Annotated in this window: 22 protein-coding genes; 5 read left to right on the forward strand and 17 right to left on the reverse strand. The window is 38.2% G+C overall.

From position 1 onward, the window contains the following. Nucleotide 1: 1 nt before the first annotated feature. The 5 genes from DYE19_RS08275 to ltnD are packed head-to-tail and all read right to left on the reverse strand — an operon-like array spanning nt 2 to nt 4250. Nucleotides 2-676 carry a cyclase family protein gene (locus tag DYE19_RS08275; RefSeq protein ID WP_115323243.1) on the reverse strand — a complete coding sequence of 225 codons (675 nt, stop codon included), beginning with the start codon at nt 674-676 and terminating at the stop codon, nt 2-4. A gap of 14 nt (nt 677-690) precedes the next feature. Further along, nucleotides 691-1473: a 2-oxo-tetronate isomerase gene (gene otnI / locus DYE19_RS08280; protein WP_049214927.1), complete on the reverse strand. Its 783-nt coding sequence runs from the start codon at nt 1471-1473 to the stop codon at nt 691-693. A gap of 1 nt (nt 1474) precedes the next feature. Next, nucleotides 1475-2107 carry a 3-oxo-tetronate 4-phosphate decarboxylase gene (gene otnC / locus DYE19_RS08285; RefSeq protein WP_049214925.1) on the reverse strand — a complete coding sequence of 211 codons (633 nt, stop codon included), beginning with the start codon at nt 2105-2107 and terminating at the stop codon, nt 1475-1477. Beyond that, nucleotides 2104-3345 (reverse strand): 3-oxo-tetronate kinase, encoded by a 1242-nt coding sequence (otnK, locus tag DYE19_RS08290; protein ID WP_115323244.1) that lies wholly within the window; start codon nt 3343-3345, stop codon nt 2104-2106. The genes otnC and otnK overlap by 4 nt, the downstream gene beginning before the upstream one ends. Continuing rightward, a complete protein-coding gene (gene ltnD / locus DYE19_RS08295; RefSeq protein ID WP_115323245.1) occupies nt 3345-4250 on the reverse strand; it encodes an L-threonate dehydrogenase in 906 nt (301 codons plus the stop codon). Before ltnD ends, otnK begins: the two co-directional genes overlap by 1 nt. A 216-nt stretch (nt 4251-4466) precedes the next feature. Between ltnD and DYE19_RS08300 the strand changes: the two genes are divergently transcribed. Beyond that, complete coding sequence (locus DYE19_RS08300; RefSeq protein ID WP_049214919.1) at nt 4467-5228, forward strand: DeoR/GlpR family DNA-binding transcription regulator; 762 nt, start codon at nt 4467-4469, stop codon at nt 5226-5228. A gap of 56 nt (nt 5229-5284) precedes the next feature. On the opposite strand, the gene DYE19_RS08305 is transcribed toward DYE19_RS08300, so the two are convergent. After that, nucleotides 5285-6745 carry an aminoacyl-histidine dipeptidase gene (locus tag DYE19_RS08305; RefSeq protein ID WP_115323246.1) on the reverse strand — a complete coding sequence of 487 codons (1461 nt, stop codon included), beginning with the start codon at nt 6743-6745 and terminating at the stop codon, nt 5285-5287. A 152-nt stretch (nt 6746-6897) separates the two neighbouring features. Between DYE19_RS08305 and gpt the strand changes: the two genes are divergently transcribed. Next, nucleotides 6898-7359 carry a xanthine phosphoribosyltransferase gene (gene gpt, locus DYE19_RS08310; protein WP_049214915.1) on the forward strand — a complete coding sequence of 154 codons (462 nt, stop codon included), beginning with the start codon at nt 6898-6900 and terminating at the stop codon, nt 7357-7359. A 71-nt stretch (nt 7360-7430) separates the two neighbouring features. Here gpt and proS read toward each other — a convergent pair whose 3' ends face one another. The 6 genes from proS to mak form a co-directional block, all read right to left on the reverse strand. Next, a complete protein-coding gene (proS, locus tag DYE19_RS08315) occupies nt 7431-9146 on the reverse strand; it encodes a proline--tRNA ligase (RefSeq protein WP_115323247.1) in 1716 nt (571 codons plus the stop codon). Nucleotides 9147-9371: 225 nt separating this feature from the next. Then, on the reverse strand, nt 9372-10844 hold the full coding sequence (gene xylB / locus DYE19_RS08320) for a xylulokinase (protein ID WP_115323248.1): 1473 nt from the start codon (nt 10842-10844) through the stop codon (nt 9372-9374). A 15-nt stretch (nt 10845-10859) separates the two neighbouring features. Further along, a complete protein-coding gene (locus DYE19_RS08325; RefSeq protein WP_115323249.1) occupies nt 10860-11843 on the reverse strand; it encodes a carbohydrate kinase family protein in 984 nt (327 codons plus the stop codon). After that, nucleotides 11830-12714 carry a ketose 1,6-bisphosphate aldolase gene (locus DYE19_RS08330; RefSeq protein WP_115323250.1) on the reverse strand — a complete coding sequence of 295 codons (885 nt, stop codon included), beginning with the start codon at nt 12712-12714 and terminating at the stop codon, nt 11830-11832. The genes DYE19_RS08325 and DYE19_RS08330 overlap by 14 nt, the downstream gene beginning before the upstream one ends. A 1-nt stretch (nt 12715) precedes the next feature. Further along, nucleotides 12716-13399 carry a D-lyxose/D-mannose family sugar isomerase gene (locus DYE19_RS08335; protein ID WP_115323251.1) on the reverse strand — a complete coding sequence of 228 codons (684 nt, stop codon included), beginning with the start codon at nt 13397-13399 and terminating at the stop codon, nt 12716-12718. A 53-nt stretch (nt 13400-13452) separates the two neighbouring features. Further along, nucleotides 13453-14364, reverse strand: a complete 912-nt coding sequence (mak, locus tag DYE19_RS08340; RefSeq protein WP_115323252.1) for a fructokinase — start codon at nt 14362-14364, stop codon at nt 13453-13455. Nucleotides 14365-14464: 100 nt separating this feature from the next. Here mak and DYE19_RS08345 point away from each other — a divergent pair, with 100 nt between their 5' ends. Then, on the forward strand, nt 14465-15184 hold the full coding sequence (locus DYE19_RS08345; RefSeq protein ID WP_115323253.1) for a response regulator: 720 nt from the start codon (nt 14465-14467) through the stop codon (nt 15182-15184). Nucleotides 15185-15227: 43 nt separating this feature from the next. Here the strand turns inward: DYE19_RS08345 and DYE19_RS08350 are convergent, their stop codons facing one another. Genes DYE19_RS08350 through DYE19_RS08360 form a run of 3 tightly spaced genes read right to left on the reverse strand, consistent with a single transcriptional unit; the run spans nt 15228 to nt 18714 of the window. Beyond that, nucleotides 15228-16157 carry an ABC transporter substrate-binding protein gene (locus DYE19_RS08350; RefSeq protein WP_049214901.1) on the reverse strand — a complete coding sequence of 310 codons (930 nt, stop codon included), beginning with the start codon at nt 16155-16157 and terminating at the stop codon, nt 15228-15230. 26 nt (nt 16158-16183) lie between these two features. Next, nucleotides 16184-17155: an ABC transporter permease subunit gene (locus DYE19_RS08355; protein WP_115323254.1), complete on the reverse strand. Its 972-nt coding sequence runs from the start codon at nt 17153-17155 to the stop codon at nt 16184-16186. A gap of 47 nt (nt 17156-17202) precedes the next feature. Then, nucleotides 17203-18714 carry a sugar ABC transporter ATP-binding protein gene (locus DYE19_RS08360; RefSeq protein ID WP_049214941.1) on the reverse strand — a complete coding sequence of 504 codons (1512 nt, stop codon included), beginning with the start codon at nt 18712-18714 and terminating at the stop codon, nt 17203-17205. Nucleotides 18715-19022: 308 nt separating this feature from the next. Here DYE19_RS08360 and DYE19_RS08365 point away from each other — a divergent pair, with 308 nt between their 5' ends. Next, nucleotides 19023-19736, forward strand: coding sequence for a pirin family protein (locus tag DYE19_RS08365; RefSeq protein WP_049214897.1), 714 nt, complete (start codon nt 19023-19025; stop codon nt 19734-19736). Nucleotides 19737-20047: 311 nt separating this feature from the next. After that, entirely contained in the window at nt 20048-22636 is a 2589-nt protein-coding gene (locus DYE19_RS08370; protein WP_115323255.1) for an ATP-binding protein, read from the forward strand. Between the two features lie 73 nt (nt 22637-22709). On the opposite strand, the gene speB is transcribed toward DYE19_RS08370, so the two are convergent. After that, on the reverse strand, nt 22710-23630 hold the full coding sequence (speB, locus tag DYE19_RS08375) for an agmatinase (protein ID WP_115323256.1): 921 nt from the start codon (nt 23628-23630) through the stop codon (nt 22710-22712). A gap of 66 nt (nt 23631-23696) precedes the next feature. Then, a complete protein-coding gene (gene speA / locus DYE19_RS08380) occupies nt 23697-25634 on the reverse strand; it encodes a biosynthetic arginine decarboxylase (RefSeq protein ID WP_115323257.1) in 1938 nt (645 codons plus the stop codon). Nucleotides 25635-25673 lie beyond the last annotated feature (39 nt).

The raw sequence follows: 25673 nt of genomic DNA on the forward strand, positions 1-25673 counted from the left end.
ACTAAGCTCCTTCTGCCAGCACGGTGACTTGTGCACTATCAATTCCTTTGACTAATAAAGGCATTGCTAAAACACGTTTTAAAGTTTTGCTATCAAGTTGCGATAGCTTCATATCTTCAATAATGCAAATAAAATTTTCTTTATACATTCCCAACATCACTTGATGCGCTTCAACACCATGATCAGGATTAGCTGGTGAAGCAAGAGAGATAAAATCAAAACCAATAGCTTTTAAATTACTGGCATGATCAATCAAATATTTTGCTGCCTGAATACTCACTGCACCGCCATTTGCGGCATATTGCTGTGGGTCCTTAGCTCTTAATTGCTCTAAACCAGTACGAATCAATAGACAATCAGCTTGTTTAATCTGCATTAAATAAGGTGCTAAATCTTCAGGTTCAATTAACGAACCTGCGGATTTTGGCAAATCAATTAACAGTGGTTTCTCGTAAATGAAATACGTTAAAGGTAGCTCAGTAATGGCTAAACCATTTGGGTTAAAATGCTTAGGCGCATCAAAGTGTGTCCCAAAATGATTAAATAAATGGATAATAGCACTGTTATACACATCACCTTGTGCAGTGCTTGTACAAATATCATAAGTTAGTGTAGGTTCACCTGGAAATCCGGGGTCTTTTACATCCAATGGATAAGAAAGTAACTGATAAGTCATTGTGATCACCTATTTTATTCTTGCTGATAAGGCTTAAACCAATCTAAACCCGCAACTGTCTCAATTCTTGGTTTATACTCACAGCCAACAAACCCTTGATAACCAATTTGATCTAACTTATCAAAAAGATATTGGTAATTTATTTCACCCTCATCAGGTTCATGACGATCTGGCACAGAAGCAATTTGAATATGTGCTACTTTGTCTTTTAACTGATCCGTTAAACGGGATAAATTGCCATCGACATTTTGTGCATGAAAATAATCAAGTTGAATAAATACATTATCTCTGTCTACTAGATTTACTATTTCTAAAGTATCAAACTGGCTTTTTAACAGATAATTAGGCTTCACTTGTGGGCTTAACGCTTCCAATAAGATTTTTATTCCATGTGGTTTAAATTTTTCTGCCGCATAACGAATATTTTTCACAAATGTTTGCTTATATTGCTCTTTATCAGCCCCTTCTGGTACTACAGCTGCCATAATATGTACATTAGGACAGTTAAGTGCCAGCGCATATTCCAGAGCTAAATCAATATCATGTTGACTATCTGCTTCACGATTTGGGATAGCAGATACACCCCATTCACCGTTATCAATATTGCCAGCTGACGTATTAAACAAGACTTGCTGTAAGCCATATTGATCTAATTTCGCCTTCAATACATCTGCTGGATAGTCATAGGGCCATAAATACTCAACATATTTAAATCCTGCTTTCGCAGCGGCTTCAAAACGATCTAAAAAAGGCACTTCAGTGAACATCATTGTTAAGTTTGCTGCAAATTTTGGCATCTTACTTTCCTCTATTTTCGAGATCTTTCACTTCGCTATCTGTGAGATAACGAATTTTTTGTCCTTGCAAAATGAAATACAGCTTTGCGGTTTCTTCTAATTCTTCAGTATTGTCAACAGCATCCACTAAATCACTACCTGTCACCACAACACCATGATTAGCTAATAAAAATGCTTTGCCAGATAAGGCTCTTTCACTTAATTCACGTGCAATATTCACATCTCCTGGCCGATAATAAGGAATCACAGGTAATTTCCCTACACGCATAACATAATAAGGAGTGAACGCTTGCATCGCGTTCTCTGGATTTAAATTTTCCAAACAAGACAACGCAGTTAAATACGTAGAATGTAAGTGAACAATCGCTTTACAATCTGGATTTTTTTTGTACATCGCGAGATGGAATACCGATTCTTTCGATGGTTTTTTACCAGATAACAAATGGCCATCCATATCAAGTACAGATAAACTTTCTGCCTCTAAACGACCTAAAGATGAACCTGTTGGCGTGACTAAAATCCGTTTGTCATCTAAACGAACTGATAAGTTTCCTGCCCCACCGACAGTATAACCGCGCTCAAACAACGAGCGCGCAAGTTTGACCATTTCAATTTTTTGTTCTAATTCCGTCATACAAACATTCCTTGTGCAAAAGCAAAAAAGTCTTCTGTACCAAAGTTACCCGATTTCAGTGCTAAGAAAATATTGTCATCTAATGCTTTTAACCAAGGCACACCTGGTGCAATTTGCTTGCCGATGTGGAAACCTGTAAAACCTAATTGTTGTACGACAATACTTGATGTTTCGCCACCTGCAGTGATGAAGTTCACTACACCTGCTGCTTTTAATTTTTCGGCTAACTGAGCAAAAGTATTTTCAATTGCATGACTTGCCTTATCTGCACCAAATTCTGCTTGAATCTGTTTCAGTTTCTCTGGTGATACTGTGGCATATACCATTGGTGCTAATGTATGATTTAAATTTGCAAGAACCCATTGGGCAAGTTCATCAGCATAGGCTGGGTTTGAAATACTTTGCGCGACATCTAAATAAACGTGTGGTGCTTTTTCTGCATATTTAGCCACTTGTTTATTCGTCATAACCGAACAAGAGCCAGACAACACCACTGTTTTTGCTTTATTTGGTAATAGCGCATTATCCCCTTGTTTACCACCACTTAAGCGTGCTGCCATATAGGCGGCTAATCCTGAACCACCTGTAACTAATTTAAAATCGGCAATCGCTTCTGCAAGTACTGCCAATTGGCTGTTATCTACAGAATCTACTACCGCATAACGAAAGCCTTGCTGTTTTAATTCCGCAAAACGTGACTTCACAAAATCAGCGCCTTTCATTAAATCTGAATAGCTTACTAAGCCAGTCTTTCCTCGTGCTTGTTTGTCCATTAAGCGCACTAAATTCGCATCTTTCATTGGCGTAATTGGGTGGTTTTGCATACCAGATTCATTTAAAAGCACATTACCAACAAATAGATAGCCATTAAAAATAGTACGTCCATTCACAGGTAATGCAGGACAAATCATAGTGAAGTCATCTTGTAACGCATCTAATAATGCATCTGTGACTGGACCAATATTACCTTTCTCAGTGCTATCAAACGTAGAACAATACTTAAAATAAAACTGTTTACAGCCATTTTGCTGCAACCACTCTAACGCCTGTAAAGATTGCACAATCGCTTCTTCAACTGGATTAGAACGCGATTTTAAGCTGATGACGATAGCATCAACTTGGCTTTGTAATGCACAGTCAGGTACGCCATTCATTTGGATTGTTTTTAATCCATTTTCGACTAAGAAGCTCGCAATATCACTTGCCCCAGTGAAGTCATCTGCAATCACACCTAACATTACGCATCTCCTTTTTTACTTGGTAATTCAATACCACTGAAAATCTTAATCACGGCACTATCATCTTCTTTACCGTAACCAGCATTGCTAGCGGAAGTAAACATATTAAATGCTGTACTTGCTAGTGGTAATGGGAATTTCAGCGATTTTGCCGTATCTGTGACTAACCCCAAATCCTTCACAAAAATATCCACCATTGATAATGGTGTATAGTCACCATCTACCACATGTTTCATCCGATTTTCAAACATCCATGAGTTGCCTGCTGCGTTAGTCACAACGTCATACATCAAATCAAGTGGAATCCCTGCTCGTGCCGCTAATGCCATCGCTTCAGCGCCCGCAGCAATATGTACACCTGCCAATAATTGATGCACAATTTTAACTGTTGCGCCTAAACCAATTTCTTCGCCAATGTTATACACTTTACCTGCCACTGCATCTAAAACGGGCTGTAACTTATCAAAGGCTTGCTTTGAACCAGATGCCATTACTGTCATTTGACCCGCAGCAGCTTTTGCCGCACCACCAGAAACTGGTGCATCTAACATAAATAAACCTAACTCTGTTAATTTTTGTGAAATTTGTTGTGCATCTTGAGCAGAAATTGTTGAAGAAACCATCACAGCTGTGCCGGGTTTTAAATGTGCTGCCAGCCCATTTTCACCAAATAATACCGCGTTTACTTGATTTGCATTCACAACAAGTAACACTACAGCATCTAAATCTTTAGCAAAACTCACCGCACTTTGTGCGACTTGTGCTCCTTCTGCTTTTAGTTTCTCTAGAGCAACTGGATTCAGATCTACACCATAAGTTGCTAAGCCTGCGCGCAAACAGGATTGTGCAGCACCCATTCCCATAGCGCCTAAACCAATTACTGCCACTGAAAAATCTTGACTCATAAGTTCCTCCACTAAATTTTATTCAACGAATAGCTCTTACGCCCTATATTGCCTGCTTTTTACAAATAAATCTGCGATCAAGATCTCAAAAATTAACAATCAAATGTTAATTTTTGTTAATTAAGGCTATTTTTAATACTACAAAAGTAAATTCTTATACAAAAAAGGGAAATAGGCGTATAATTTCACTGGTTTTATTTGAATGGATGTAAAATAATGTTAATTCCTGCAGAACGTCAGAAAAAAATTCTTAACTTAATTCACCAACAAGGCATTATGCGAATTGCTAATTTAGTCGACATCATGGGCGTTTCGCATATGACCATTCGCCGTGATATTCAAAAATTAGAAGAAAAAGGCAAAGTCATTTCTGTTTCAGGTGGAGTTCAATTATTAGAGCGTCTAATTTCAGAACCTACTCGTGATGATAAATCATTGCTTTTTCATCAACAAAAAGCCGCGATTGGTCTTGCTGCGGCTAATCTGATTCCTTCTAACGCAACAATTTATCTCGATGCAGGAACAACTACCTTAGAAATCGCAAAACATATTACAGAACGTGAAGATGTGTTAATTATCACGAATGATTTTGGTATTGTGGATTTTCTCATTGCTCATGGTCGTTGCGACTTAATCCATACTGGTGGACGTGTATGTAAAGCAAATCGTTCTTCTGTAGGTGAACTTTCTGCCCAGTTTCTGCGTAATGTATCGATTGATCTAGCTTTCATTTCTACGTCGTCTTGGAATTTACAGGGTTTAACTACTCCCGATGAAGATAAATTACCCGTAAAACGCGCTATTGTGCATTCAAGCCAACGTAATATCCTTGTTACTGACTCATCAAAATACGGTAAAGTTGCAACCTTTCTACTCTATCCATTAGATACATTCGATCAAATCATTTGCGATAAAGCATTATTAATTAATGCACAAGAAAAGATTGTTGAAATGGATATTGAATTGTTATTAGTCTAAAAAAGTGCGGTCAACTTTTTGTAAATTCTGACCGCACTTTTACTCTTATTTAAAGATTATTTTTTCGGCATTGCCGCTAATAATTTCGTTAATAATGCCCAATAAGTTTGAACTGCTGGAATATGCACTTTTTCATCAGGTGAATGGGCATTACGAATAGTTGGTCCAATAGAAACCATATCTATATTTGGATAGATTTTCTTCAAAAGACCACATTCTAAACCTGCATGAATCACTTTAACTACTGGCGCATACCCGAGTACGTCCGCATAGATTCTCTCTGTTAAGTTCACAATCGGCGCATCATTATGTGGCTCCCAACCTGGATAGTAGCCATTAAACTCAACTTCAGCACCGACTAAAGAAACTAAAGATTTCAATAAACTACCAACATAACGATTTCCACTATGAATCAATGAACGAATTAAAATTGTTCCTTTAATATGAGTCTCATCTGTACGCAATATACCAATGCTTAATGAACTCTCTACTACATTATCTAACACATCACTATTACGAATGACACCATTTGGTAATACATTCAATAAATGAATTGCTTTATGTGTTGTACTTTGTGAGAAAACTGTATCCGCTTTTTCTACAGATTGTAGTGTAAATGTTAGATTAGGTTCTACTTTTGCTAGCTCATGTTTTAATACACTTTCAAAATCTTGAACCGCATTTTTCAATGTATCTAGTCCTTCATTAAATACTAATGTAGCAAAAGCTTCACGAGGAATAGCATTACGTACAGAGCCGCCACGAATCTCGCTTAAGGAAAATTGGAATTGAGGTTCATCTTGAGTCAGTCTTGCTAAAAAACGAGCAAGTACTTTAATTGCGTTCGCTCGTCCTGTATGAATATCACCACCAGAGTGACCGCCAGATAAACCTTTTAGTACCAATTGATAACTATGTTCAAACGTATTCAGTTTACGTTCAATTTCTAATGAGATATTCGCGTTTTCACCACCAGCACAGCCAATGTAAATTTCGCCATTCTCTTCTGTATCGGTATTAACCATGACTTCGCTTTGTAGCCAGTTTGGACGTAAGCCAATTGCCCCTTCCATACCAGCTTCTTCAGTCATCGTTAATAAAACTTCAAGAGGCGGGTGTACCAAGTCTTCAGAATCTAATACTGCTAATGCAGATGCCATCCCAATTCCATTATCAGCACCTAATGTTGTACCACGAGCTTTTACCCATTCCCCATCAATATAAGGTTGAATTGGATCTTTCTTAAAATCATGCTGTGTACCTTCATTAGCTTGTGGCACCATATCCAAGTGGGCTTGCAATGCTACAGGCACATGATCTTCCATACCTGCGGTTGCAGGTTTACGGATCAAAATATTACCTACTTCATCACGTTCAGCATAAAAGCCTTTTCCCTTTGCCCAATGTACAATGAACTGAGCAATTTGTTCTTCTTGATAAGATGGATGTGGGATTGCACAGATTTGACTAAACCATTTCCACAGTAATTTTGGTTGTAATGTTTGGATCTCTGACATAACGCCTCCTAATTTGAGATTTGTTATTATTTTATGTATAAAACTGCGAAAAAAACCAGCAAAATTATAGCATAAAATGCTATTTCAGGTTATCCTAACGCAATTTTATTTTACGAGCAAAATTGCTCCTCCGTTTTTAAATAGGTGTGTCTATGAGTGAAAAATATGTAGTGACTTGGGATATGTTCCAAATGCACGCACGTAAATTATCAGAGCGTTTACTCCCCGCCTCTCAATGGAAAGGGATTATCGCGGTCAGTCGTGGTGGATTATTTCCTGCCGCAGTATTAGCACGTGAATTAGGTATTCGTCATGTTGAAACAGTTTGTATCGCGAGTTACCACGACCATTCAGAACAGGGTGAATTAAAAGTGTTACACCGTGCAGAAGGTGATGGTGACGGTTTTATCGTAGTTGATGATTTAGTTGATACAGGCAATACTGCGCGTGCAATCCGTGAAATGTATCCAAAAGCAAGATTTGTCACTGTATTCGCAAAACCTGCAGGTGCGCCATTAGTGGATGATTATGTCATTGATATTCCACAAAACACTTGGATCGAACAACCTTGGGATTTAGGTTTAACTTTTGTACCACCTTTGGCAAGAAAATAATTCAGCCTTAAATTTACAACATAAAAAAATGCGAGTAATAAACTCGCATTTTTTGTTATCTGTGATTCAACTTATTGATTAAATTTTGCTTTTAACACATCAAGTAATTGTTCTTTAGCGATCATTTCTTTTTCGCCAGAACGACGATTTTTATATTCAATTTCGCCTTTCTCAAGATTTTTCTCACCAATCACAATCATATGTGGCACGCCGATCAATTCCATATCCGCAAACATCACACCTGGACGCTCTTTACGATCATCGAAAATCACCTCCACACCTTGTGCCATTAAAGTGCGGTATAATTCTTCAGAAAATTGTTGCACGCTTTCAGATTTATGCATATTCATTGGTACAATAGCTACTTTAAACGGCGCAATATTTTCTGGCCAAATAATACCACGTTCATCATGATGTTGTTCAATCGCTGCGGCAATGACACGTGTTACACCGATACCATAGCAACCCATGATCATGGTTTGTGGACGCCCATCTTCGCCTTGTACTGTGGCATTCATTGCTGCTGAATATTTCGTTCCTAATTGGAAAATATGACCCACTTCAATACCACGTTTGATCTGTAACACACCTTTACCATCTGGACTTGGATCGCCTTCCACCACATTACGTAAATCGGCAATTTGTGGCACTGGTAAATCACGTTCCCAGTTAATACCAAAATAATGCTTACCATCTTGATTCGCGCCCGCTGAGAAGTTATCCATATTTGCAACAGTGCGATCAATCACAATTGGCATTGGTAAGTTAATTGGGCCTAAAGAACCCGTACCAGCCCCCACTACATTACGGATTTCTTCGTCTGTTGCAAATTGTAACGGGCTAGCGACAATATCGACTTTTTCCGCTTTAATTTCGTTTAACTCGTGATCACCGCGCACTAACAACGCCACTAACTTGTGACCGCTTTCTTCAGTCGCGTGTACCACTAACGTTTTCACAGTTTTCTCAATAGGTTGATTAAATTGTTCAACTAATTCGGCAATCGTTTTTGCATTTGGCGTATCGACTAAACGCAATGCTTCTGTTGGTGCACCACGTTCACCTAAAGCCACCGCTTCGGCGAGTTCAATATTGGCGGCAAAATCTGACTCAGTTGAAAACACCACATCATCTTCACCACTTTGGGCTAACACTTGGAATTCGTGTGAAGCACTCCCACCAATCGAGCCTGTATCCGCTTGTACTGCACGAAAATCTAAACCTAAACGGTTAAAAATATTCGAATAGGTTTCATACATCACATCATAGGTTTTTTGCAAACATTCGTGTGTAGTATGGAAAGAGTAGGCATCTTTCATCACAAACTCACGCGAACGCATCACGCCAAAACGTGGACGTACTTCATCACGGAATTTAGTTTGAATATGATATAAATTGAGTGGTAATTGTTTATAAGAACTCAATTCACGGCGCACTAAATCCGTAATCACTTCTTCATTAGTAGGTCCAATTACAAAATCACGCTCCCCACGATCTTTAAAACGTAATAATTCAGGTCCATATTCTTCCCAACGACCTGATTCTTGCCAAAGTTCTGCTGGTTGTGTCACCGCCATTTTGACTTCTAATGCACCACTTTTATCCATTTCTTCACGGATAATATTTTCTACTTTGTTTAACACACGTAAACCTGTCGGCAACCAAGTATAAAGCCCTGATGCTAAAGGACGAATCATCCCCGCACGCAACATTAATTGATGGCTAACAATACTTGCCTCCGCAGGCGTTTCTTTTAAGGTTGAGAATAAATATTGACTTGTACGCATTGATATACCTGTTGAGTTCTAAAAACGGTTTATAAATCGAAAAAAATTGTTGGTTAGTTTATCACTGTGTGGGCGTGGGACAAAGAGTTATAAATAAATTTACTCATAAAACAAAAAGAGCTGTAAATAAACTTCTTCTATTTCATTTCGGTAGTAATCTATTAGTCTCGAACAAAAAATAGGTTAAATAACTTTTGTCATTTAACCTAAGGTATATTTCATTAATTATGCAGAATATTGCTGTAATAATGTTAAATATCGTTGATAAATTCGTTCATATTCAACAAAACTCTGTGGTTCTGGTTGAACAACAGACTCCTCATCAAGATGCACAAAGTCTTGGCATAACTCTGTTAACTCCCCTTCACCATTTGCCCACATAGCTTGGATTGCACCTCCTAGGGCAGCTGCTTCTTCCTCTTTCAAGCACACCACTTCAGTGTTCATAATATCCGCGATCATTTGCCGCCAAACTGCACTTTTTGCCCCCCCTCCAATTAAACGAATTTGTGAAGTGGATAAGCCTGCTTGGCGGAATAAATCTAAACCATAACGTAAAGTAAAACTGGCTGCTTCCATCATGGCTCGGCATAAATTCGCTTGGGTGAAATTAGCCGCATCTAAACCTAAAATACTGGCTTTGGCTTGGGGTAGCGGAGGCACACGCTCACCATTAAAAAAGGGTAAAATCGTAATACCTTCTGCGCCAATAGGGCTTTGTTGAATAAATTCATTAAATTTTTTCACATCAATTTGCAGTAAATCCATTACATTTTTATTGGCGGAAGTCATATTCATCACGCATACTAACGGCAACCAACCGCCTGTGCTTGAGCAGAAATTGGCAATTTCCATTGGTAAATCGCTGAGAGGTGTATCCGTATAAGCATACAGTGTACCAGAGGTGCCTAAACTCATCGTGGCAATACCTTGTTTAATATTGCCCGTACCAATTGCCCCCATCATGTTATCACCCCCACCAGTAGAAACTATTACCTGAGGAGATAAGCCTAATAACTTAGCAATTTCAGGGCGTATAGTGCCAATTTTCTGTTCTGCTGAAACCAAAGGGGCTAATACTTTTTGTGGATCAAGTTCAGGGGCGAGTAAACGGAAAGCATCAAGATCCCATTGGCGATTAGCTACATCAAAATACCCTGTCCCAGATGCATCGCCATATTCCATACAAAAGTGCCCTGTCAACCAATAGTTCAGGTAATCATGCGGCAACATGATTTTGGCTATACGTTGATATTGTTCAGGATAATATTTTCTAAACCATGCAATTTTTGAGGCAGTATAGCCCGTTTGTGGCATGATACCTAATTGAGCAAATGCCTGTTCATTTCCACCTAATAATTGGATAAATTCCGCATTTTCAGCTGCAGTTTCAGTATCACACCAAAGTTTTGCATTATATAGAGGCTGATCATTCTCATCTAACATCACTAGCCCATGCTGTTGCCCCGATACACCAATCCCTTTAATTAAGTGCGGTTCGATTTTGGCTAATTTTATTGCCTCATGAAATGCGCTCACTAAGGCCGCAGTCCACCATTGTGGTTGCTGTTCTCGACGTCCTTCGCTATTCTCGATGATTTCATGTGCTGCATAACCAACAGCAATCACTTTTTTCTGCTGGCTATCTACTACGATTGCTTTTGTTCCTTGCGTGCCACAATCAAGACCGATATACATAATTCACTCCTCAAGTTAGGACTTATTCAGTGCAATAAAACGCTTCAGTTCCTGATAACTCACTGCACCATCTGTTGCCGAAATGGAAAATAAATTGAAATAGGCTAAACCGTGTCCTAATTGCAATACCTCATGTAAAGGTAAATCATGATGTAAGCCATAAAGTACACCTGTACAAAACGCATCACCTGCACCTAATGTACTGACAATATTATTTTTTTCTACCCAATATGATGGAACAGCAATTTGTTCACCTTGTTTATTGATTGCGGCAGCCCATTTGGGATCATGAACAATCACAGCTTCACGCACACCTTGTAACATAATTTTTTCTGCCATGTGCTGTAAAACATCTTGAGTCGAATCTAAGTGAACAGAATCCGTAAGCAATTTTGCTTCAACGTCATTAATAATGACATAATCGACAAAAGCTAAAATCGGTTGAATTTGTTGTATGAAAATCTGTTTATCCAAAACAGACACTAAATCAATCGAAACCAAAAAACCACGTTGATGCAATTCAGTAAGCATTGCTTTCAACTTTTCTACATCAAGAAATTGCGGTAATAGTGGTAAATAGGCGATATGTACAATTTTCGCAGAATGATTGAGTTGAAAAAGATGTTCTATCCGATACTCTGCCATCGCCCCTACATAATGAAAAAAAGTGCGATCACCTGTTTTTGAATTGATCATCACATCAGTGAATGATGTTGGGAGATCAACAGTTACTACACTTTCAACATTAACACGATGTTGATGGGCTTGTTGTAAAATAAACTGCCCTTCACTATCTTTGCCAATTGCCCCAGCGAGAAAACGAGGTAAGTTAGGATCAAGTTTATCAAGATTAAACAATACATTAGTACAGCCACCACCACAATGTAACTCCATTTTTGAAATAGTGGCTAACATGGATTCTTGTGGATAGTCCGAAATCACTAACGTCCTATCCACTAATAAGTTACCAATGGCTAAAATACCGTTACGATCCTGCATATAAATGTGCCTTATTAATGCTATCAAAAATGTGCATTTGTTCTACAACTGTTCGGTTAATTGCCTGTTGCATATTATTCATCATCATAAGGTAATAATTATATTTTGTATCTAATTCCGTATTATTAATATCTTGTTCTACACTCTGTAATGCCGATTGTGACATCCCTGTAAAGAAATTAATTTTACAAATTCCGCGTTGAATCGTTTTTTGGAAATCTTCTACACTTAACCCCGATCCACCATGTAATACTAATGGTACAGAAACCGCTTGATGAATTTGCTCAAGGCGTTCAAAATCAAGTTTAGGTACACCCTTATACTTACCATGCGTATTTCCAATCGCAACCGCAAGTGCATCAATTCCCGTTTCATGGACAAATTCCACCGCTTGTTCAACTTTAGTATACAACGCGACATCCGCACGACTTTCTAGTGCACCACCTTCATCTCCACCAACAGCACCTAATTCTCCCTCAACAGAGATCCCATAATTTTGGCAAAGCTCAACTACTTTACGTGTTTGTGCAATATTTTCTGCATAAGAGAGTTGTGAGCCATCAAACATGATAGAAGAAAAACCGCACTTAATTGCGCGCTCAATGGTTGGAAACGTTAAACCATGGTCTAAGTTTAAACATACTGGCACCCCTGCTAACGCGGCTTTTTTCTTGATGTATTCTACGGTCGGCTCTAGATCAATATATTTTAAATGCACCTCTGCCACATTAATAATAACAGGTGATTGCTGCTGTTGTGCCGCAGCAAAGACTGCATCAATAAAATTAGAATCAATCGCATTAAATGCACCTACAGCAAACTTGTGTTGATTTGCAACTGCCAAAATCGATTTTAAGTTCAATAATGCCATTTTATACTCCCATTAAATAATGCTGATAATCACTACATAATAAATGAATTGGTTTCTCATCTTCTTCAATCTGTGAAAAACGCCCTAACGGCTCTAAAAAGCGATTATCGGTTAAGTCATCATTAGCCATTGACACCTCACCAGCCAATACCACACCCTCTTCTGCCCAAAAACTATGGTATAATAAAGGTGTTAAACAAATACTTTGTCCTGGCTTTAATTTGACTATCCCCCCTGCTTTTACCGTAATTTGTTTACCGTCAACTGCCACTTGAATATCCGCTTTTTCATCTAATAAATCTGTTTGTTCATCACGTTGATATAGACGAATCACTAAAGTTCCACCACCACGATTTATGATGTCTTCCATTTTTTTCCAATGGTAATGCATCGGTGTAATTTGCCCTTCTTTCACCATCATAATCTTTTCTGCATAGGGCTTATTATTAGTAGAAGATTGATTTCGAATAGTAAATAAGGTTAAACCAAATTTAGCAAAATCATGGAGATTAAAATCCGTCACATCCCAACCAAGACGTGCATCTAATAATTCCTGTTGAGCATTTAAATCTTGCTCTCGCCAATTTTGTAAATTGTGGTAAGCAAATTCAGGCAAATGAAAACAATATTGTTGCATTAAGGCTTTTGCCTCACGGATAGCCTGATTAATTTCAGAACGCTTCATTCACTCCCCCTTTATCTACGGTATAAAGTGCGGTCTCTTTTTAAAAAGTTTTATCATTTCTCTAATGGCCATAACCAAGCAGCGCCACGAACCCCACTGGAATCGCCATGCAACGCTTTACGAATAGGTGTATGAAATTCTCGACCAAAAATATAATTCGGCATTAATTTCGGGACATTAGTGTAAAGACGATCGATATTACATACCCCGCCTGCAAACACAATCACATCAGGATCAAGCACATTCACATAAGCAGATAAGGCTTTCGCTAAACGATGCTCATACGCTTGAAGAGATTGTTCAGCGATTTCATCGCCCTGTTCAGAAAGGGCGACAATTTCATCACCTTTTAGTCGTTTACCTGAACGGCGCTCATAGTCATCACACAATCCTGTCCCTGAGACAAATTGCTCAACACAGCCATAACGACCACAATAGCATTGATTATGACGAGCGACTTCTAATTCTTCCTCATCCATCCAAGGTAATTGATTATGTCCCCATTCACCACCAATACCATTACCACCATTGTGTGGTTTACCATTAATCGCAATCCCTGAACCCGATCCCGTACCTAAAATCAGCGCCAATACAACTTCACTTCCAGCGCCAGCACCATCCGTTGCTTCTGAAACCGTCATACAATTTGCATCATTTGCAATACGTACTTCTCGCCCCAATAATGCACAAAGATCTTTATCTAGTGGCTGACCATTCAACCAAACAGAATTCGCATTTTTCACTTTATGACTAAAAGGAGAAATTGTGCCCGGAATGCCAAGACCGACTGTACCAGTTTGTCCTGTTTCTCGCTCTGCATCATCTACTAATCCTTTAATAGCTAAAAGCGTCGCTTCATAAGAACCTCTAGGTGTAGGTACTCGCTTCCTAAATAATTCTTTTCCTTCGTTAGAAAGTGCAATGACTTCAATTTTTGTTCCACCTAAGTCAATACCAATGCGCATATTTACCTCATATTTTTAATTTTGTTTATTGATGAATACTATTTCACCAAGAAATTATATATACTTTATAGCATGATTTATTCAATCAATGAGCCTAATAATGCAACAACAGACTACTATTCTTGTTATTGATGATGATGTTCAAATTTGTGAACTATTAACTGATATTTTTGAAGAACATGGTTATGCTGTTGTGACAGCACAAACAGGCACACAAGCCCTCGCATTATTACAGACAACACATTTTTCTCTTATTTTTCTTGATTTAATCTTGCCTGATGTCAATGGGCTTGTTTTACTACAACGTCTAAAAAGTATTAGTTCAGCACCTGTTATTATGTTAAGTGGTTTAGACTCTGAATCTGATATCGTAGTGGGTTTAGAAATGGGTGCTGATGATTATATTGCTAAACCCTTTTATCCTCGTGTTGTAGTTGCAAGAGCCAAAGTCGCACTACGTCGTCACCATCCCCAACTTTTTACAAACCCAAACATTCAGCAAGGATTTACATTTAATCATTGGGTACTTGATACAGAAAATCACAAATTATTTTCACCACAAAAACAGGAAATAGACCTGACACAAGGTGAATATACTTTATTGCATGCGTTAGTTTCACACGCCCAAAAAGTTCTATCTCGAGAAAAACTGTTAGAATTAACTCATAGTGAAAGTCTCGAGATTTTTGACCGCACTATTGACGTGTTAATTATGCGGTTACGTAAAAAAATTGAACCCAATCCCAAAGCCCCTACTTATATTCAAACAGTTCGAGGTATGGGGTATTTATTTTCTGTTGCAGTTGAACGCTATTCTTAAATTATCCCCCTCCCTTTAGGAGAGGGATAAAATGAACACTTAATTACTTCACTGTCCAACCTTTATAATCTTTGATGTTATCACGTGTAATTAAATTCACAGGGATTAACACTGGATCTTTTGGCGCTGGTTTACCTTGTAAAATGTCATAACCAATTTTCACTGCTTCAGCAGCCATCACTTGAGGATCTTGTGCTGGTGTACCACGGAATAAGCTATCTGATAATTTCAATGCTTCCTCACCATCTGGCGATCCATCCACACCCATAATGAAGAATTCACCACGTTGTGCTTGTTTTGCTGCTAAATCAGCACCGATTGCTGTTGGATCATTGATCGCAAAAACAGCATCAATTTTCGGATGGGCAATTAATAATGATGTCATCACTTCTAAGCCGCCCTCACGACTACCTTTCGCATTTTGGTTGTGTGATAACACTTTGATATCACTATGTTTCGCAAACACATCTTGACAGCCTTGAACACGGTCTTGTACTGCTGATACTGGTGGTCCGTTGATGATCACAACGTTACCCTTACCGTTTAATTTTTCAACGATAGTTTGACATGCAATTTCACCTGCTTGGTAATTGTTTGAAGTCACAGTTGCATCTGCACCATCTGCTGCTACATCTACTGCAACAACAACAATACCCGCTTTACGTGCACGTTCTACCGCAGGTCCAATTCCTTTAGAGTCCGCTGCATTGAGGATAATCATATCTGTTTTAGCCGCAATGAAGTTATCAATTTGGGCAACTTGCTGACCTAGGTCATAACCACTTGATACCGAAACTACATTGACTTTATCGCCTGCTAATTCTTTCGCTTTTAACTCTGCCCCTTTCGCAATCTGTACGAAGAATGGGTTAGCTAGATCACCAACTGTTACACCAATTGATTTCAGCTCTTTCGCCTGAGCAAAAGGTGCGATAGCTAACATTAAAGATACTGCTAAAGTTTTTAATTTCATTACAATTTCTCCTATGAAGTGGATAATTAAGCTGAACGAGTACGGTATTTATCGATTAATACTGCAACGATGATTACCCCACCTTTAATAACGAGTTGCCAGAAATAAGACACGCCCATTAACGTCATACCGTTATTTAAGGTAGCGATAATCAAGGCTCCAATGAGTGTACCAGTAATAGTACCAATACCCCCCACGAAACTTGTGCCGCCCAAAATAACAGCTGCAATCGCATCAAGTTCATAACCAACGCCAAGATTACCGTTAGCACTATATAAACGAGATGCACTCATTACGCCACCTAGTCCAGACAATAAACCACTAGTTGCGTAAACGAAGATTAAAACTAAAGAGACTTTGATACCTGTTAAACGGGCTGCTTGTAAGTTGCCCCCTACTGCATAAATATGTGTGCCTAATGTTGTACGACGTAAGATAAACCAACAGACAGCAATCACGGCAAAAGCGATGATAACTAGCCAAGGCACTGAACCAAGATGACCATTTCCGATCCAACTGAATGAGATTTTTGAGTTAATCACAGTTGTACCATCTGCGACAAGATAGGCAGCTCCACGTAATGCAGTATAAGTACCAAGCGTGACAATGAAGGGAGGTAATCCTGCATAAGCGACTAATAAACCATTAAATACTCCCATACCTAACCCAGCAAGTAATGCTAATGGTACAGCAAATTCAGCTAAAGCTGGGTTTAATGAAGTCACCAAGCCAATCACTGCTGTAACCCCGAGAATAGAGCCTACAGACAAGTCAATACCGCCCGTTAAAATAACAAAAGTCATACCAGCTGCTAATACAATATTAATCGATGCTTGGCGCGTGATATTCATCATATTCGCTTCGGTCATAAAGTTTGGTGCGACAAAAGAAAACACAATCACAATTAAAATTAAAATAGGTAAAATCCCCATTGCTTGCATCGCATCAGCAATTGCGAGCTTTTTAAAACCTGCTTTGGCTGGTTGTGCAGTTCCCATTTTTACATCTCCTCAGTATATTTAATTTTATTCGTTATCTCATTTAGTTAAGCAGCACCACAAGCAAATGCCATGATTTGCTCTTGATTAATTTCATCACCACTCAACTCACCAACAGTATAGCCTTCTCTCATCACATAAACTCGATCACTCATACCCACGATTTCAGGTAATTCACTGGAGATCATTAAAATAGCAACACCTTTCTTGGCCATTTCAATCATCATGCGATAAATCTCACTTTTTGCACCAACATCTACACCACGTGTCGGCTCATCCATAATGAACAACTTCGGATGAATAGCTGCCCAGCGAGAAAGCAGCACTTTTTGCTGATTACCACCAGATAACCCACTGACATTCACATTTGCACTTGGCACACGCATTTTTAAGCCTTCAATCGCCTCTTGTGTTGCCTGCTTACCTTTTGCTTGATCAATCACCAGCATAGTTGCATCGCGCTCAATGGTTGCCATCGTGACATTTTTTAGAATATTTAAATCAAGGAATAATCCCTCTTCTTTACGGTTCTCTGGTAATAGCGCAACATGATGTGCTATCGCATCACGTGGTGAATTAAAACTAATCTCCCCACCACTTAAATACATTTTTCCTTTAGTTGCTTGCTTTACACCAAATAACAAATGCGCTAATTCAGAACGCCCTGCCCCAACTAAACCAGACAAGCCAATAATTTCACCCGCTCTGACGACTAACGAAGCATCTTGCACTTTATTGCCATCTGATAAGTTTTCTACGCGTAGCACCTCTTCACCAACAGGCACTTTTTCTTTATTAAATAAATCTGTCAGTGGGCGACCTACCATCATCTGCACTAAAGTAGCAGAGTCTAAATTCTCACGTGTTAATGAGCCTACATACTTACCATCACGTAGTACACTCACACGATCAGCAAGTTCATAAATTTCTGCCATGCGATGACTGATATAAATAATCGCCATGCCTTCATCACGTAACTTTTTAACTAATTCAAATAAACGCTCTGTTTCACGTGAAGAAAGTGCCGCAGTTGGTTCATCCATTACTAAAATACGACTATTACGATGCAATGCACGCGCGATTTCAACTTGCTGTTGTTCTGCGATGGTTAAAGATGAGACTTTTTGAGTAGCTAAAAACTGGGCACCTAAACGATCTAAAACTTTTTGTGACTCTTCTGCCATGGTTTTGCGATCTAAACCAAACAGATTTTTGATTTCACGGCCAAGAAAAATATTTTCAGCAACAGTCAAATTAGGTGAAAGGTGAATCTCTTGATAAATGAGAGTAATGCCTGCTTTAATAGCATCTTTAGGTGATGAAATGGAGAAACTCTCGCCATCAATCAGAATTTCACCTGCTGAGGCAGTATAAGCACCCGCGAGAATTTTCATTAAAGTACTTTTACCAGCCCCATTTTCCCCCATGAGGGCGTGAATTTCGCCACGATAGATGGATAAATCCACATCTTGTAAGGCATAAAAAGTCCCGAATCGCTTCGCAATACCTTTCATTTCTAATAAAGGATGAACTGGCGAGCTGTTATTTACTTGTGCCATTGTCATAGATCCCTATTAAATTAAACATATTTGCATTTAATCATAGGAATATGAATAGAAAATGTTTAATCTCATTCATAATTGTCATAATTCTTTGTTTTTTCCAATTTTGAGAAAGAGATCACGAAATTTCGTTAGAGATAGTATGCTCATCAGTGTATAAATCAATATCCTTTACCTAATATCAAACCAGTAAAATTTTCTACTATTAGTTTAAAGATAATCAATAATAAATATATTTATCTTCTAAAATGAAAATATATAATACACAACGTTTTTGGTAAAAAATTAATATTAAGGGAAAAAGAATGAAAACTATCTATCACTCAGCAAATAGTCGTGGTAATGCAGATCACGGTTGGTTAAAAAGCAGACATACTTTTAGTTTTGGTCACTACTATGATCCTAGCCGTGTTAATTTTGGTGTATTAAGAGTCATTAATGATGACTTCGTTGAAGGGGGTATGGGATTTGGTACCCACCCACATAATAATATGGAAATTATTTCTATTCCATTAAGTGGCGATTTAGCACATAAAGATAGTATGGGAAATGGTAGCATTATTCGTAATGGTGACATTCAAGTGATGTCTGCGGGTACAGGGATTACACACAGCGAAATGAATCCGAACGCAGATATCCCAGTAAAATTTTTACAAATTTGGGTTATCCCAAATAAACGTAATGTTGAGCCTCGCTATCAACAAATTACAATTGCAGATAACGCAAAACCAAATGATTTCCAACAAATTCTATCGCCAAATCCAGATGATGAAGGCGTTTGGATTCATCAAGATGCGTGGTTTTCACTAGCAAAATTTGATAAAGGTATTGCTAAAAATTACTCGCTAAATAAAGCAGGCAATGGTGTATATGCCTTTGTTATCAAAGGACAAGCGAATGTCGCTGGTGTTGATCTCAATGAGCGAGATGGATTAGGTGTATGGGATACTGATAACCTAGATATCGTTGCATCAAGTGATGCCGAGATTTTACTCATGGAAGTACCAATGGAAGTCTAATCCAGCTATATACATAAAAAACCTGAGCATTGCCTCAGGTTTTTTATTGACCATTACTTTCAGCTACAGACGATTATTATCAATTCATTAAAACCGTAAAATTCGCCTGAAGATCATCTTTGCCCCCCACAGATTTAAACTGAAAAGAGGTGCACTCATCATTGAACTGTATATTATCAACCTACTTAAAGATTAAGTAGGTCGTTTTTCTTTTTCCGATACAAAAAACACGACTCAATTCATATTTGTCATTTTTTTTCTGTCAGTTATGCTTAAAATAATGGCAACCTAATTCAAGTGCGGTCTAAAAAATGAAAAATTGGAAAACATCTTTTTTTACTAAGCCTTACAGCGTACGCTTTCGTTTAATGCTCTTTTTGATCACCGCTATTTTTTTGATTATTGTGATCAGTATGACAGCAATTATGGGGTTAAACAGTACCTATCAATCCCTCTCTAATTTACGAGATCGCTCACTTAACCAAATGTTTTCCTCTATGACATTAGGTGTAAAAACAGCACAGATCGCCACATATGCAAAACGACTCACTCAAACAACACGTGCACTAGAATATCAAGAGGAATCTAAAACACTTGCTTTGCATGCCGAACAATTACAAACTCTACTTACCCAAGCCAAACAATCGACATCAAAGCAAGAGCAACGTTTTACTCATATCGTACAGCACATTGATTTATTAAGTAAAAGTGTCCAAGAATTACTGTTACAAACGCATAATCGCCATGTCTTACATACCAATATTATTAGCGAGCTAAATCAAGGGTTACTTTATATTAGGCATATCAAAAGATTAGAAAAACGCAGTGCATTAAATCATGAATTAGCCAATGATTTTATGTTGCAACTTACACGAGTAGAAAAATTAATCGAAGATGCAACTAAAAGTAGTTTTTCTACAAGTGTCTTTCTCAGTATCCAATCGAACTTTTTATTCTTCCCAACGATCGATAAACTTACTGATATTGATGCCGAGTTGAGTAAACTCAAACAACTCTTTCCATCCATGATCCAAAATGCAGAAGCATTAGCGCAAATCAATTTACGTATTCAATTTTTAACGTTCCAAATTGACGCATTGGTCCAACAAATTAACCAACAATATACATTGTTAGCAACAGAGAAAGTACAGAGTGTGAATGTGGATTCGGAACAAATCCAACAACATTTATCGACATTTTCACTTTCTATTTTATTATTTTCTCTATTTACAATTTTACTAATCATCATTCTCGCTCAATATATTTATTCATTGATTGGTAAGCGTCTTTACTCTATTACAGATGCATTAAAGCGTTTGTCACAAGGTGATAAAAATGTCACGGTACCTCAACAACAAACGCAAGATGAAATTGGTGATTTAGCTCGGACATTTGATATTTTTCATCAAAATGTCATCACTCTTGAGCACACAGACTCTTTACTCAAAGAAAAAAGTGAGTTGTTAGAACAAACTTTTTTAGCGATGCGTGATGGACTAGCTATTTTTGATAACCAACTCAATTTAGTCTCTTATAATGCGCAATTCAAAAGCTTACTAGAGGAGTGCTTCCAACAGCATCAACAACTGAGTATTCATTCACTCGTTGAGTATTTTAATACTCAGCAAGCGAAAGTGATTGGCAGTGAACAAACAATTGATTTAGCGTTATTGAAAAAAATTCGCCAAGCACAAGATTTACTTGAAATTGAGTGCCGACAACAAGTGCTGGAATGGCGTGTGAGCCCTTTAAAAGATGGTTTAGTAACTTTTCTGATTGATCGTACACAGCGTAAAAAACTCGAAAATGAGATTGCACATAGCCAAAAAATGCGTGCGATTGGTCATTTAACAGGTGGCATCGCGCATGATTTTAACAACTTCTTAGCCGTCATTATTGGTAATCTGGATTTAATTGATCCTGAGACACTCAACGAACGTCAAGCTAAACGTTTACAACGTGCTTTAAAAGCAGCAGAAAATAGTGCCACTCTCACCCAACGTTTATTAGCTTATGCTAGAAAGCAACCACTTCATCCAACTATCTTAGAGATCAATCAACTTGTTTTAGAGTTAAATGATCTGATCAAGCATACCATCCCGCCAACAATTAAAGTGCAGTTAGATTTAGCTGAAAATTTACCACAAGTCTATATTGATAAAAATCAGCTTGAAACTGCACTGGTCAATTTAATTGTCAATGCAAAAGATGCTCTCAATAATGAAGGAAACATCATTATTCGTACAACAGAACTGAACGTACAACGTACACACCGTCAAGAGCATATGGTTCAATTATCCATTATTGATGACGGCTGTGGTATGGATGAGCAGACGCAAAAACGCGTATTTGAACCTTTTTTTACCACAAAACAAAATGGACGAGGTAGCGGTTTAGGCTTATCTATGGTATATGGCTTTATTCGACAATCAAAAGGTCGTGTTACTATTGATTCAACTTTAAATAAGGGTACCGCGATTCACTTACAACTACCTATTGCTAAGCAGACTCCAACACACACCCTTACATCAACACAAAATTGCACAATGTCTGATATCCAATATCAAATTTTAGTAGTCGAAGATAAAGCGAGTTTGCGTGAAACATTGTCGGAACAATTACATGCCATAGGCTATCAAGCAGTTTTATGTGAATCTGGTGAACAAGCTATCGCATTACTTAACCAAGGTCTAACTATTGATTATTTACTGTCAGATATCATGTTATCTGGGAAACTCACTGGTACAGATGTAGCAAAATGGGTTGTAGCTCATTTACCGCAAGTCAAAATTTTATTAATGACAGGTCATACCGAACAATTAGAAAAAGCCGAACAGTTCCCTGTTTTAGTCAAACCTTTTAAACAATTGGAATTACAACAAAAACTGACCGCACTTTAATATTGAATAAATAATCCACCAAAATAGCTGTGATTCATCGCAAATTAAGGTGGATTATTTTAACACAAGGTGATTAAGCTTTTTTCCAAGCTTGCATATACAACATTTCTAGGGCAACCGTCGCACCTGCTAAAGCGGTAATATCGGATTGGTCATAGGCAGGAGAAACTTCAACTACATCCATACCAACAATATTCACCTCTTTCAGTGCGCGTAGCAGTTTCAAAGCTCTATCAGTGCTTAAGCCACCACAAACAGGTGTACCTGTGCCAGGCGCATATGCAGGATCTAAACAATCAATATCAAAGGTTAAATATACAGGTAAATCACCCACTACCGCTTTGATTTTTTCCACAGTTTGCTCCACACTATCATCATTGACTTGGGGTGCAGAAAGCACAGTAAAAGGTAAACGTCGATCGAACTCGGTACGAATCCCGATTTGAACAGAATGCGAAGCATCAATTAAACCTTCTTTCGGCGCGTGATAGAACATCGTACCATGATCAAAGTGACTCCCATTCTCATAAGTATCAGTATGGGCATCGAAGTGAATCATCGCTAACTTACCAAAATGTTTTGCATGAGCCCGTAACAATGGTAACGTAATGAAATGATCACCACCTAAAGTTAAACAGTGTTTACCCGCCTTAAGTAATGCTGTTGTATGGGCTTCTAACTCATCAACAAAGTTTTGGTTATCTCCAAACGAATAAACTAAATCTCCACAATCAATAATCTTTAATCTCTCACGCACATCAAAATCCCAAGGGAAACGACAATGCTCCCAAGCAAGATTTACTGAAGCTCGGCGAATTGCTTCAGCGCCAAAACGGGTGCCAGCTCGACCTGAGACAGACGCATCAAAAGGGACACCAGTGATCACCCATTCTGCATCCGTTTCCACTGGATTAAACTGAACAGGTAAACGCAAAAAGCCAAAATTATTTGATACTAATGAAATATCTTCTTTATTGTGTAATGTATTGTACATAGTTGTTCCTATTTAACTCAAAAAGTACTGTCAAACTTTTCAAAAAGTGACCGCACTTTTGATGAATTACTCTTCTTCTAAATAAGTATAGCCATTTAACCCTGTCTCAAGTTCTTTTAAGAACTGAATTGCCTCTGAAGCAGGTAAGCTTGAATGTTCAATTTGCTCACGATAACGAGCCAGCAACTTCTTCGGATCAAGATATACATACTGCAACATATCTGCAACCGTATTACCCTCGTCATAATCCACAATACGCACTTTGTTGTTCTCTTCAACTAAAATATCAACAGTACTCGTATCACCAAATAAATTATGCATATTTCCCAAAATTTCTTGATACGCACCTACCATAAAAAAACCGACAAGGGGTGGGTTATCTTCTTCATAATGTGGCATAGGCATGGTCGTCGTAATACCATCACCATCAATATAATGATCAATTGCTCCATCTGAATCACAAGTAATATCTAACAAAACAGCTCGACGACTTACAGGTTGATTTAAATTTGAAATTGGGCAAACAGGGAATAACTGATCAATCCCCCACGCATCAGGTAACGACTGAAATAAAGAGAAATTAACATACAATTTATCGGCAAATCGCTCTTGCAGTTCATCAATAATGGTACGATGAGAACGATGTTTTTCATTAAATAACTGCCCGACCTCATGACAAATATTCAAATAAAGTTGTTCAGCCCAAGCACGCTGTTCAAGATTTAAAAGACCAACATTATACTGATTATGAACATCAGATAAATCAAACTGACTTTCATGAATCCAGCTACGTAATGAGCGTTTTTCACGTGATGATTTAATATCTATCCAAGTTTCCCACATGCTCTGTAATACACTAGGCGCATCTTTATCTGGTGCATCTAATAGTTCTGGCTTATAGCGTTCAATACCAATTACATTCGACACTAAGACTGCGTGATGAGCTGTAACCCCACGCCCAGACTCAGTAATAATCGTTGGATGCGGTAACCCATGTTCACGGCAAGCCTGACCAATCCCCCACACCACGGTATCTGCATATTCATTTAAACCATAATTTACCGAGCAATCGGATTGTGTACGATTACCTTCATAATCGACACCTAAACCGCCACCTACATCAAAACATTGAATGTTTACACCGAGTTTATGTAACTCAACATAAAAACGTGCGCTTTCACGTACACCTGTCGCCACATCACGAATATTGCCGAGTTGTGAGCCCAAATGAAAATGTAAAAGTTGTAAACAGTCTAAACAAGCATGTTTTTTTAACATCTGTACAAGATCTAATACTTGGGATGCAGATAAGCCAAATTTAGACTTTTCCCCGCCTGAAGATTGCCATTTACCTGAACCTTGCGAAGCTAAGCGTGCACGCACCCCTAAACGTGGCCTCACTTGCATTTTAGCTGCTTCTTCCAAGACTAATTGGATTTCAGAGAGTTTTTCAATCACCAAATATACTTTATGCCCAAGTTTCTCTCCCATCAGTGCAAAACGAATATATTCGCGATCTTTATAACCATTACACACAATGACAGTTTGAGTGACACCAGCATGCGCTAATACTGCCATCAATTCAGCTTTTGAACCTGCCTCTAAACCTAATGGTTGACCAGAATTTATTAAAGACTCGACGACTCGACGATGTTGATTTACTTTAATTGGATATACGAGAAAATAATTTCCCTCATAACCAAAATCTTCACGAGCACGTTTAAATGCCAAATTAATTGAGCGTAAACGATGTTGAATAATTTGTGGAAAGCAAAACAAAGTAGGTAAATGAGCACCTTGCTCTTGCTGGACTTTGTCTGCTAGCATAGCTAAAGAAACACGATTTTGTGGTTTATCAGGATCAGGGCATACAAAAATATCACCTTTTTCATCTACATTATAATAGCGCATCCCCCAATAATTAATATTACAGACTTCACGCACCGTATTTTCAGCGAATGTTGTTGTTGCTGCCGCATCAGAGATTAAAGTAACTTGTTCCAATGTCTTAGTTTACCTTTTAAAAATAGTAGTTAAAATATA

Origin of the sequence: Pasteurella canis, from assembly GCF_900454865.1 — a bacterium.
Classification (GTDB): Bacteria; Pseudomonadota; Gammaproteobacteria; order Enterobacterales; family Pasteurellaceae; genus Pasteurella; species Pasteurella canis.

Coding starts and splice junctions, on each gene's coding strand:
- DYE19_RS08275 (WP_115323243.1), bottom strand. CDS start 676: ATGACTTATCAGTTACTTTCTTATCCATTGGATGTAAAAGACCCCGGA.
- otnI (WP_049214927.1), bottom strand. CDS start 1,473: ATGCCAAAATTTGCAGCAAACTTAACAATGATGTTCACTGAAGTGCCT.
- otnC (WP_049214925.1), bottom strand. CDS start 2,107: ATGACGGAATTAGAACAAAAAATTGAAATGGTCAAACTTGCGCGCTCG.
- otnK (WP_115323244.1), bottom strand. CDS start 3,345: ATGTTAGGTGTGATTGCAGATGACTTCACTGGGGCAAGTGATATTGCG.
- ltnD (WP_115323245.1), bottom strand. CDS start 4,250: ATGAGTCAAGATTTTTCAGTGGCAGTAATTGGTTTAGGCGCTATGGGA.
- DYE19_RS08300 (WP_049214919.1), top strand. CDS start 4,467: ATGTTAATTCCTGCAGAACGTCAGAAAAAAATTCTTAACTTAATTCAC.
- DYE19_RS08305 (WP_115323246.1), bottom strand. CDS start 6,745: ATGTCAGAGATCCAAACATTACAACCAAAATTACTGTGGAAATGGTTT.
- gpt (WP_049214915.1), top strand. CDS start 6,898: ATGAGTGAAAAATATGTAGTGACTTGGGATATGTTCCAAATGCACGCA.
- proS (WP_115323247.1), bottom strand. CDS start 9,146: ATGCGTACAAGTCAATATTTATTCTCAACCTTAAAAGAAACGCCTGCG.
- xylB (WP_115323248.1), bottom strand. CDS start 10,844: ATGTATATCGGTCTTGATTGTGGCACGCAAGGAACAAAAGCAATCGTA.
- DYE19_RS08325 (WP_115323249.1), bottom strand. CDS start 11,843: ATGCAGGATCGTAACGGTATTTTAGCCATTGGTAACTTATTAGTGGAT.
- DYE19_RS08330 (WP_115323250.1), bottom strand. CDS start 12,714: ATGGCATTATTGAACTTAAAATCGATTTTGGCAGTTGCAAATCAACAC.
- DYE19_RS08335 (WP_115323251.1), bottom strand. CDS start 13,399: ATGAAGCGTTCTGAAATTAATCAGGCTATCCGTGAGGCAAAAGCCTTA.
- mak (WP_115323252.1), bottom strand. CDS start 14,364: ATGCGCATTGGTATTGACTTAGGTGGAACAAAAATTGAAGTCATTGCA.
- DYE19_RS08345 (WP_115323253.1), top strand. CDS start 14,465: ATGCAACAACAGACTACTATTCTTGTTATTGATGATGATGTTCAAATT.
- DYE19_RS08350 (WP_049214901.1), bottom strand. CDS start 16,157: ATGAAATTAAAAACTTTAGCAGTATCTTTAATGTTAGCTATCGCACCT.
- DYE19_RS08355 (WP_115323254.1), bottom strand. CDS start 17,155: ATGGGAACTGCACAACCAGCCAAAGCAGGTTTTAAAAAGCTCGCAATT.
- DYE19_RS08360 (WP_049214941.1), bottom strand. CDS start 18,714: ATGGCACAAGTAAATAACAGCTCGCCAGTTCATCCTTTATTAGAAATG.
- DYE19_RS08365 (WP_049214897.1), top strand. CDS start 19,023: ATGAAAACTATCTATCACTCAGCAAATAGTCGTGGTAATGCAGATCAC.
- DYE19_RS08370 (WP_115323255.1), top strand. CDS start 20,048: ATGAAAAATTGGAAAACATCTTTTTTTACTAAGCCTTACAGCGTACGC.
- speB (WP_115323256.1), bottom strand. CDS start 23,630: ATGTACAATACATTACACAATAAAGAAGATATTTCATTAGTATCAAAT.